The 9,515-nt window shown below is 49.9% G+C and carries 9 protein-coding genes and 1 pseudogene; 2 read left to right on the top strand and 8 right to left on the bottom strand.

Annotated features, from left to right (window positions below; all coding sequences use genetic code 11):
* The first annotated feature begins 116 nt into the window (after positions 1 to 116).
* Entirely contained in the window at positions 117 to 488 is a 372-nt protein-coding gene (gene tnpA / locus PX482_RS10305) for an IS200/IS605 family transposase (protein WP_196219811.1), read from the top strand.
* Between the two features lie 72 nt (positions 489 to 560).
* On the opposite strand, the pseudogene PX482_RS10300 reads toward tnpA, so the two are convergent.
* The 7 genes and pseudogenes from PX482_RS10300 to PX482_RS10270 form a co-directional block, all read right to left on the bottom strand.
* Positions 561 to 911, bottom strand: a pseudogene (locus tag PX482_RS10300) (calcium:cation antiporter family protein); the annotation flags it as partial.
* 72 nt (positions 912 to 983) lie between these two features.
* Complete coding sequence (gene pstB / locus PX482_RS10295) at positions 984 to 1,781, bottom strand: phosphate ABC transporter ATP-binding protein PstB (RefSeq protein WP_272104914.1); 798 nt, start codon at positions 1,779 to 1,781, stop codon at positions 984 to 986.
* Between the two features lie 139 nt (positions 1,782 to 1,920).
* Entirely contained in the window at positions 1,921 to 2,811 is an 891-nt protein-coding gene (gene pstA / locus PX482_RS10290; RefSeq protein WP_002738206.1) for a phosphate ABC transporter permease PstA, read from the bottom strand.
* A gap of 6 nt (positions 2,812 to 2,817) precedes the next feature.
* A complete protein-coding gene (gene pstC / locus PX482_RS10285; protein WP_002763664.1) occupies positions 2,818 to 3,762 on the bottom strand; it encodes a phosphate ABC transporter permease subunit PstC in 945 nt (314 codons plus the stop codon).
* Between the two features lie 20 nt (positions 3,763 to 3,782).
* The gene (locus tag PX482_RS10280) at positions 3,783 to 4,781 is read right to left on the bottom strand and encodes a PstS family phosphate ABC transporter substrate-binding protein (protein WP_002763665.1); all 999 of its coding nucleotides are present in this window, start codon (positions 4,779 to 4,781) and stop codon (positions 3,783 to 3,785) included.
* A gap of 20 nt (positions 4,782 to 4,801) precedes the next feature.
* Positions 4,802 to 5,875, bottom strand: coding sequence for a sulfate ABC transporter substrate-binding protein (locus tag PX482_RS10275; RefSeq protein ID WP_288023205.1), 1,074 nt, complete (start codon positions 5,873 to 5,875; stop codon positions 4,802 to 4,804).
* A 110-nt stretch (positions 5,876 to 5,985) separates the two neighbouring features.
* Positions 5,986 to 6,660: a cadmium resistance transporter gene (locus tag PX482_RS10270; protein WP_002763668.1), complete on the bottom strand. Its 675-nt coding sequence runs from the start codon at positions 6,658 to 6,660 to the stop codon at positions 5,986 to 5,988.
* Between the two features lie 216 nt (positions 6,661 to 6,876).
* On the opposite strand from PX482_RS10270, the gene PX482_RS10265 reads away from it, so the two are divergent.
* Positions 6,877 to 8,115: a sulfonate ABC transporter substrate-binding protein gene (locus PX482_RS10265; RefSeq protein WP_002763670.1), complete on the top strand. Its 1,239-nt coding sequence runs from the start codon at positions 6,877 to 6,879 to the stop codon at positions 8,113 to 8,115.
* A 254-nt stretch (positions 8,116 to 8,369) separates the two neighbouring features.
* On the opposite strand, the gene PX482_RS10260 is transcribed toward PX482_RS10265, so the two are convergent.
* On the bottom strand, positions 8,370 to 9,461 hold the full coding sequence (locus tag PX482_RS10260) for a sigma-70 family RNA polymerase sigma factor (RefSeq protein WP_288023203.1): 1,092 nt from the start codon (positions 9,459 to 9,461) through the stop codon (positions 8,370 to 8,372).
* Positions 9,462 to 9,515 lie beyond the last annotated feature (54 nt).

Here is a 9,515-nt window from a genome sequence, read left to right as displayed (position 1 = left end):
TTATCACTGTCGTTCGTTTCGTGATGTACAATTGAATTGTAACACTTACTGCCTAATATGTCAACTGATTACAATCATGGATTTCGCTCTGTTTATAGACTTACCGCTCACGTCGTATTTGTCATCAAATACCGGCCATTGCTATTAACGATGAAATCTTAGCCCGACTTAAAGAAATCTTTGTATCAACGCTCACAAAATGGGACAGCACATTACTTGATTTCAACGGTGAATCGGATTACGTTCACCTGATTATCGATGACAAACCTGACATCGCTTTATCCAAATTAATCGCTAACCTTAAAACAGTTAGTAGTCGCTTAATTAGAAAGGAATTTCTGGATTTGGCGGCAAAGTATTTCGACAACAAACCCTATTTTTGGACGGGAGCTTATTTCGTGGCCAGTTGTGGCGGCGTTACCATCGAACAACTAAAAAAATACGTCGAGAACCAAAACTCCCCAAAAGTGGAAACCCTACCGCGTTAGTTTTATTCTGGTGGCGATTCATCTCCCGTTAACCGCTACGCGGTTTAACGGGAGTCCTCTCGCGACCTTGAGATAGCGTAAGCCGCCGAAAAACATCGATAAGCCCGTTACCAGCAGCAGATTCCCGATAATCGAACCGGTAATCGTCGCTTTCACCACCTCGATCAAACCCTCTTCCAGGGCGGCGTAGGCGAGAATTAATTCGGTGGCGTTGCCGAAGGTGGCGTTCAATAAACCGCCGAGATTGGGACCGACCACGACGGCGATTTCCTCGGTCGCTTTTCCCATGTAAGCGGCCAGGGGAACAATCGCCAGACAGGCACTCAGGAAAACGATCGTCACGTCCCAACGCAGGAAATTCCAGGCGATCGAGATCGGGACAAAAACCAACAAAATGGCGAAAATCCAGTTTTTTATATTCATACCAAGGAATGTTTCGGGATCAAACCGCGCACGGTTTTGAAAAAGAGACTATCAGCCTTTTTTCCGTTTCAATTAGCCGAATCGCCCAGTAATATACTCCCGGGCCTCGTCGGTTTGCGGATTACCGAACATAACTTCCGTGGGGCTGAATTCGACTAATTTCCCCCGGCGTTTCCCGGACCGATCGGTTTCGGTGTTAAAAAACGCCGTCCAGTCGGCGATCCGCGATGCCTGCTGCATATTGTGGGTGACGGTAATGATCGTGTAACTTTCCTTCAGTTGTAGGCACAATTCCTCCACCTGACGGGTAGAGATGGGATCGAGGGCCGAACAGGGTTCATCCATCAATAAAACATCCGGCTTCATCGCAATCGCACGGGCGATACAGAGACGCTGTTGTTGTCCCCCCGATAGTGCCGTTCCTTTTTCTTTCAGTTTGTCCTTTACTTCCTCCCAGATCGCCGCCTGCCGCAGGGAATACTCGACCAATTCGTCCAGATTGCCCTGATAACCGTTGGTTCGGGGCGCGTAGGCGATATTCTCGTAAATGCTCTTGGGAAAAGGGTTCGGACGTTGGAAAACCATCCCCACCTGTCGCCGCAACTTGACCGCGTTGACCTGCGAATCGTAAATATTCTGATTTCGGTAAAGTAGTTTTCCCTCCACCTTGGCACCGGGGATCAGATCATTCATTCGGTTAAAGCAGCGCAAGAGGGTACTTTTCCCGCAACCGGACGGCCCGATAAAGGCGACGATTTTTCGTGCAGGAATTTTAATATGAACGTCCAGAAGAGCGAGAAATCCATTATAAAAAACTTTCACTCCTTCCGCGTCGAAAACACTGTGATCTGGGTTAAGGTGGGTAGTCATGGCAAAAATTCTCCTGATCGTTTATTAAAGATCGATGGTTTTTTTAGAGGGGAGGGTTTGCAAACCCTCCCGTACTGGAGAAGTGGGGAGTGCAGGAGTAGGGAAGGTTATGTATCTACCCCCTTGCCCGCTGCCTTCCCTAATTCAGTGTCGAATAACGTTGACGTAGATAGATGGCGATGGCGTTGAGGGCGAGAATTAACAGGATCAGAACGATAATCGCGGCCGCCGCCGCATTGGCAAAACCGGGTTCGGGACGGGTGATATAGCTGAAAATTTGAATCGGTAGTGCCATAAAGCGTTGGAATAAACCAGGATCGAAAGTGAGGAAACTAACCGCGCCGACGACCATTAAGGAAGCCGCGTCCCCGATCGCCCGCGACACGGAGATAATCACCCCCGTGAGAATCCCCGGCACCGCGTAGGGTAAAACATGGTGTTGGATCGTCTGCCATTTGGTACTGCCTAGACCGTAGGAGGCTTGGCGTAGGGAATCGGGAACCGCCCGGATCGCCTCCCGCGCCGTGACGATAATCACCGGCAGCGAGAGAAGCGCAAGGGTTAACGCGCCGGAAATCAGCGTCGGGCCAAAATTGAGCAGATAGTTAAAAACCGCTAATCCTAATAAGCCGTAGACGATCGAGGGAACCCCGGCCAGATTGCCGATATTCACCTCGATCAGTGCCGTCCACCAAGTTTTCGGGGCGTATTCCTCTAGATACAAAGCCGACCCGACCCCGATCGGGACCGCCACGAGAAGCACGATAATTCCCAGATAGAAACTACCGATGATCGCCGGACGGATACCGCCCCTTTCCGGGAAACGGGAAGGCGTTTCCGTGAGGAATCCGGGGGTTAAGAGTCGTCCGAGTCCATCGTGGGCGATATTCAACACCAACAGCGCCAGAACGAACAAACCGATCAGTAAACCGAAGAGGAAAAGATACTCGCAGAATTTGCCGATCGCCTCGCGGCGTTCGAGATGGTCGATAAATTCAACGGTATCGGATTTGACAGAGGATTTAACCATGGGAAATCAATCGTATTTTTCTTTAAAACGGTGGGATATCCAGTAACTGGCTAGATTCAGCACCAGCGTGATCAGAAAAAGCACCGCGCCGACCGCGTAGAGGGTTTTAAAACTGAGACTGCCCCGGGGCGCATCTCCCCCGGAAATCTCGGCCATAAAAGCGGTCATCGTGGCGATCGACTCGAAGGGATTGAGGGTAAGCCGGGGTTGCGAGCCGGCGGCGATCAACACCGTCATCGTTTCCCCCACCGCCCGCGACATTCCCAGAATAATCGAGGCCATGATCCCGGAGAGGGCGGCGGGGAGAACCACTTTAAAAATCGTTTCCAGCTTGGTAATTCCTAGCGCGTAGGAACCCTCGCGCAGGGAACGGGGAACCGCTCGGATCGCGTCTAAACTAATCGATCCCACCGTGGGAGTGATCATGATCCCCATCATTAACCCGGCGCTGAGGGCGTTAAAAATCTCGACGGGGAAAAGATTCCGCAAAGTGGGCGTGACAACGAGTAGGGCGAAGTACCCGTACACCACCGTAGGAATCCCGGCGAGAAGTTCCACCGCGGGGCGTAAAATCGCCGCTAGGTTCGGTTTTGCGTATTCGGCGAGGTAGATCGCGGAAGATAGGCCTAAAGGAACCGCGACGGACATAGCGATGGCCGTGGTTAAAAATGTCCCGTTAATCAGCGGCCAGATGCCGAAATGAGGGGTGGCGAACAGTGGAGTCCAACGGGTATCGAGAAAGAATTGGGCGAAAGATACCTCTTGAAAAAATCCCCAGGTTTCACTAAAAATAATCGCCACGATGCCGATTGTCGTCGCCACGGAAACGAAAGCGCAAGCGAAGAGAATCAGCGCGATTATCTTCTCTTGAATATCGTCGCCGGGGCGCTTGAGGAGCGAATTATCTGCCGGCAAAAAAGAATTATCGAAAGAACTCGGGGTTAAGGTCATGGTTTGACAAAATTCCTTTTTTAGATAAAGTTCGTGATCGGTTCTCCCGGTTTAGCTTTGCCGAATTTCGATCCCGTTTCCCTGCGCTCGAATTTCCGCAGGGTTTTGACGTAGGCCTCATCTGGTAAAGCGACGTAACCCACGCCATCGACCCATTTCCAGGAATTTTCTAAATAGAACCGCACGAATTTTTCCAGGGATGGATTCGTTTTTAAATTATTCTTGTTGACGTAGATAAACAGGGGACGGGAAAGGGGATTATAGACATTGCGGAGAACGTTATCGATGGGGACCGGTTTGACGCATTTTCCTTCATTATTTTCGATCGCCACCAAGTTCAATCGATCTTGGTTCTGCATATAGAAAGAGATGCCTAAATAGGCAAGCGCGGATGGATTGCCGATCACCCCCTGCACGAGCGCGTTTTGATTGCGGTTCGGGGTGAAATCGGTACGGCTATTTCTCCGTTTTCCCGTAATCGCTTGGGTGAAATAATCGAAGGTTCCCGTATCGGAAGGCGGGGCGAAAAGTAATAATCTCTCGTCGGGAAATTTGGGATTAATCTGTTTCCAACTGGTAATCCTACCCTCCGCTTTCGTGTTCCACATTCGATCGAGTTCTTTAATCGTTAAACACTTGGCGAATTGATTTTTTTTATTGACGATCACCGCCAATCCGTCGATCGCCATCGGTAATTCCAGAAATTCCACGCCGTTTTCCCGACATTTCTCGATCTCTTCTTTCCGGATCACCCGCGATGCCCCGGCAATGTCGAGATTTCCGGCGCAGAACTTACTAAAACCGCCCCCGGTTCCACTGGTGGCGACGCTTACCCGCGCTTCGGGATGGACTCTTTGATATTCTTCGGCAACGGCGAGGGAGAGGGCGAAACCCACCGCACCACCGTCGATCGAGACTGGTGGTTGTTTCTCGGCCGAGTCGGCCGGGCGACCGCAACCGGCGATCAAATTACTGGCCATCAGAAGGGAGATTAGGAAAAAATAATGAGAGAATTTCATAGATTAAAGCGGGAAAAATGTTAGGAAGCCGACTGGTTTTTAATCTGCTCGAAGATGCCGTTATTGGCCAGAAATTCCTTTTCGATCAACGTCCAACCCCCGAGATCTTGGGCGTTGAAAAGGGTCTTGATCGGCGGAAATTGTAGTCCTTCATCCTTGGCCACGAAGGGATTGACCGAGCGATAGCCCAATTTGGCCAATTCCTGTTGTGCCGGCTCGGAATAGAGGAAATTCACAAAGGCCTCGGCCACCTCTCGCGTGCCGTGTTTATCGACATTTCTATCCACCACCGCCACGGGATTATCGATCGAGATATTGACCAGGGGGACTAAGTAATTGGTATCTGGTTGATTTCTTGCCGCTAGAATTACCTCGTTTTCGTAGGTGACTAAAACATCCCCCTTTCCTTCTTGGAAAAAGGCATTGCTGGCTTCCCGCGCGTCCCTGGCTAGGGTGGGAATCTTTTGATAGATCCGGCGGACAAAATCCCATGCCTGTTGCGGTTCGCCCCCCGTTTGCGTCACCGAACCCCAGAGGGCTAATAACTGCCAAATAGCGATCCCGGAAGTTTTCGGATCGGCGGATAGAACCGTAACGTCCTCTCTAGCCAGATCCGCCCAAGATTGAATCTTTTTCGGATTTCCCGCCCGCGTCACGATCGCCGCCACCGAGTGACTCACCACCCCCCGCCGCGGCACCCGATCTTCCCAACCGCGATTAATCAGGCCGGCTTGAGATATCCGCATCACGTCGAGGGGAAGGGCCAGATGTACCACGTCCGCCTCTTGTTTCCCGGCGATCACGTCATCGGCCTGGGCCAGGGAACCGCCGTAACTCCGCTGGAAAATGACTTTTTGGTTATGCTCTTTCCGCCATTTCTCGACGAATTTCGGGATAATCTGGTCGTGGGCGGCTTTCGTGACCGAGAAGGAAACGAGATTCAGTTTCACCTCCGGTTTTGAGCCGATTCCCCCGCAGGAGGCGAGGGCGAGACTTGCCAACAGTCCCACTAACAGGAAGGAAAGGAAGCTCCTCCCCGATAAGGAACGAAAGGGACGAAACAGCGATCGAATTGGCAACAGTGATACATTCATCGGGATTTTCTCGATAAGGTTGCTCTAAACCAACTAATTTTTTCTTCTCTCTTCCTGAATTTTGACTCCCGTGGGAGCCGGAGATTGGCGATTTTTACGGGGGGTCTAATTTAGCCGATGGGAATCAACAGACGATAGGAGCCGTTATCGAGAATAATCCGTAGGCCCAACCACATCAGCACAAAGGGGAAAAGCTTACTCGCATAACGGCTGAGGACAACCGCGATCCCCGGTTGGCGGGTTAGATTATAGGAGAGAAATAACCAAGTACAAACGATTAGATAGCAGATCGGGATGATTACGGCTAACTGCGCCACGGTACTATTGGCGAATAGGGGAATGTAGATACCGAGATTATTGCCGCCATTGGATATCGTGACCGCGGAAACTTTATAGGTTTGGCGATCGCTGAAGACTTGACCGAGGGATAGTCTGCGGGAGGCGAATCCGTGAAATCGGGCGTTTCTTCGCAAATTCACCTTGCGATCTGCGGTTTCCCTCTCGTTATCGCGATTTAACGTCAGTAAATTTCTCACACCGATGAGGATTGGCAAGATTCCGAGAAGACCGATATAAATCGGCGGGATGATTAAGCCGAGTAGAAAACCCAGCAAGCTCACCGATACTAAGGCCGTAAACCCGACTAGCTCGCCGACGACAACGTGAACCGGGCGAAAGGTACGATTTACCTCGCTAAAGAAGCCGGTTAGATAAATATTGTCGTCGAAGGTGGTGGCTATGCCGGTGGCCACCGCGATTTTGACGATTTCGATCAACCAATCCATCCATACCACCTCGATCTCTCAAATGCGGGCGCAATTTCATTTTAAAACTATATCATTTTCAATACATTTATAAATGTACTTTGTTACACAATCGAGGAGTCGTGGATTTTTATAGTATGTAGATAAAACTAATGGAACCTCTCCCGATCAAGTTGGGAAACCCTTCCCTCTTGTCTCCTTTCCCGATCATAAATCTTGTTTTCTGCGAGAAATCCCATGCTCCACCGTTCGATCAAGTGTCTCTGGAAACCGTGGCGAAATTGCCGGGGAGTTCTTCCCGCAGTGCTTTTTGTGACCAGCCTCGTCGGGAGCTTTCTCCTGGCTGGATTTTCCGACACGATCGCCGTCGGTCAAAATTCTCGATCCGATAACCTGATTCTGAACCTCGTCGATAGCTTTAAATTCCCCCGAAATACGACTCCCCGGCTATTGGAAACCGTGGGATTATTTATCGCTGGAATTCTCTTCTGTATCGCGATCGATCGCTGGTTCAAGCGCTCGACCCCCTCCGATATCACTCCTCTCGCCAAACAAGCGCGGCGGTTAGGAACCCTCAAGATCGGCTATCCCGAGGGTATGACCAATCTGGAAGTTCTCCGCGCCCAGGCCTTTCTGGAAAGACGCTTAAAACCCTTTGGGGTGACGGTAACGTGGACGAGTTTTCTGGCGGCTTCCTCTCTGATCGAGGCCTTGAGCAACGGAACGATCGACTTCTGCGGTGGTGGCGGTACGGCGAGTATTTTCTCGCAAGCAGCCGAACACGTCTTCGTCCGGGTAGCCAAGGAAAAATATACCGCCCCGAAAGGTCAGGCGATTCTCGTGCCTGAGGATTCGCCAATAGAGACGTTGGCGGATTTAAAAGGAAAAAGAATCGCCTTCGATCGAGGTTCGAGCGCCCATTATGTCCTCATCCGCGCCCTGATGAGAGTGAATCTAGAATTAAGCGATATCGAACCGGTGTATGCGACTCAACCGGAAGCACTGGTGCTTTTTCGTCGCGGTGAGATCGACGCTTGGGTGGTCTGGGTTCCCTATTCCCCCACCGAGACGCGCACCTATCCGGGAAGATCGTTGGCCGATTTGGAGAGCATCTTCGGGGAAAACGCCTCTCTAGAAGTGCCGACCTATTATTATGCGGTTCCCGAATTGGTGCGGGATTATCCCGATGTACTGAAGGTGATTTTAGAAGAGGTGAACGAGGCGGGTGCCTGGGCGAAACAACAGGAGTTAGAGGCGACGAGACGCTTGGCAGCTCACCACGAGATCGATCCGGCGATCGTGACTAATCTCGAACAACGGGCCTCTGAACGTGCCATTATCCCGATCGATGATCGCTCTCTGACGGCCCTACAACACCAAGCTCATATCTTCCGAGACCTGAAGCTGATCCCCCATCGGGTCAATGTGCGCGACGGAACCTACACCCTACAGACGAAACAAAATTGGACATATTAATAGTTAGTAAAAGTATAGTCAAATATAGACAGACTGAATTCCATTTCAGAAATTCCTTAAAAAATAGGGAGTATTTTCAGATCACTGATTATACTAAATCCGTTGAGTATAGGCTACATATCAGGATAGGCAAGAGGCAATAGGCAAAAGGAGGAATAAATAATCAGTTTTTAATAACAGGATTTAGTATTACTGTTCACTGAAAATACTCCCCACACCCTGCCCCCAGGAAAAACTTTTTCCACATACCCTAACTAACTCAACGCTTCAAAATAATCGCGAATGTGATTATGTAGCTGGGATTGACGCAGTTTTTGCAAAGCTTTCAACTCAATTTGTCGTACCCTTTCCCGGGATAATTCCAAAGTGCGACCGATATCAGCCAAAGAATGGGATTTACCATCGAGAAAACCATAGCGCAATTCAATCACTTGTCGTTCGCGAGTGGTTAAATCTGCCAATAGTTCTCTGATATCTCTTTGCAAAGATTCATAGACAAAATGATTTTCTGAAGACACTGCTTCGATTTCCAAAAGGTCTAATAATTCCGTATCTTTTTCCTTACCCACTTTTATTTCTAAGGAAACCGAACGCGGCACTGTCATCAACAATTCCCGCACAGCTTCAGGAGTCAGAGCTAACTCTTGGGCAATTTCCTCTACGGTCGCAGTGCGACCGCGCATTTGCGAGATTTTCCGTTGTGCCTTCTTAATTCTGTTGAGTTTTTCGGTAATATGAACCGGTAAGCGAATAATCTGGCTTTTAGTTGCGATCTCGCGTAGCGAGCGCGTTGCGACCGCTCTTGTCATTCCTTGACGGATCCACCAGTAGGCATAGGTACTAAAACGATAGCCTTTGGTGGGATCAAATTTCTTGACGGCGCGTTCTAAACCCAGGGTTCCCTCTTGAATCAAATCCAATAATTCTAAACCGCGATTCTGATATTTTTTGGCCACCGACACCACCAGACGTAAATTGGCCTTGATCATCTGTTCTTTGGCACGGGTACCAAGGGCAATAATTTCTTCTAATTCCCCCACTTCTAAGCCCGCTAGGTGCGCCCAACGCTGTTTCCCTGCTTTTAAAGCATTTTTTAACTCAGACACCCTGATTTGGGCGGTTTTTGCCCAGCGTTCTAGGGAGGGACGATGGGCTAATTGAGCGGTTAGCTGATCGCGCACCTCAATTAACTTGACAAATTGCTGTACTTGTGCATCACCTTGTTTAACGGCGGCGGCGCATAATTTCAGTAAAGACAGTTGACATCCTCGCCGCCGTAAAACGGACGGCGATTCCCAAACCTCACGATTTGAGTTTCTGCTTCTTTCCCGAAGGATTTTTCGCACCTGCCTTAACAGATTTACTCTGTTCTGGTCTTATGGTCGCTCTACAGACTGACA

Origin of the sequence: Microcystis sp. M53602_WE12 (assembly GCF_030065455.1) — a bacterium.
GTDB lineage: Bacteria > Cyanobacteriota > Cyanobacteriia > Cyanobacteriales > Microcystaceae > Microcystis > Microcystis aeruginosa.
This window is presented reverse-complemented; position numbering and strand designations above follow the sequence as displayed.

Coding starts and splice junctions, on each gene's coding strand:
- pstB (WP_272104914.1), bottom strand. CDS start 1,781: ATGACTACCCACCTTAACCCAGATCACAGTGTTTTCGACGCGGAAGGA.
- pstA (WP_002738206.1), bottom strand. CDS start 2,811: ATGGTTAAATCCTCTGTCAAATCCGATACCGTTGAATTTATCGACCAT.
- pstC (WP_002763664.1), bottom strand. CDS start 3,762: ATGACCTTAACCCCGAGTTCTTTCGATAATTCTTTTTTGCCGGCAGAT.
- PX482_RS10280 (WP_002763665.1), bottom strand. CDS start 4,781: ATGAAATTCTCTCATTATTTTTTCCTAATCTCCCTTCTGATGGCCAGT.
- PX482_RS10275 (WP_288023205.1), bottom strand. CDS start 5,875: ATGAATGTATCACTGTTGCCAATTCGATCGCTGTTTCGTCCCTTTCGT.
- PX482_RS10270 (WP_002763668.1), bottom strand. CDS start 6,660: ATGGATTGGTTGATCGAAATCGTCAAAATCGCGGTGGCCACCGGCATA.
- PX482_RS10265 (WP_002763670.1), top strand. CDS start 6,877: ATGCTCCACCGTTCGATCAAGTGTCTCTGGAAACCGTGGCGAAATTGC.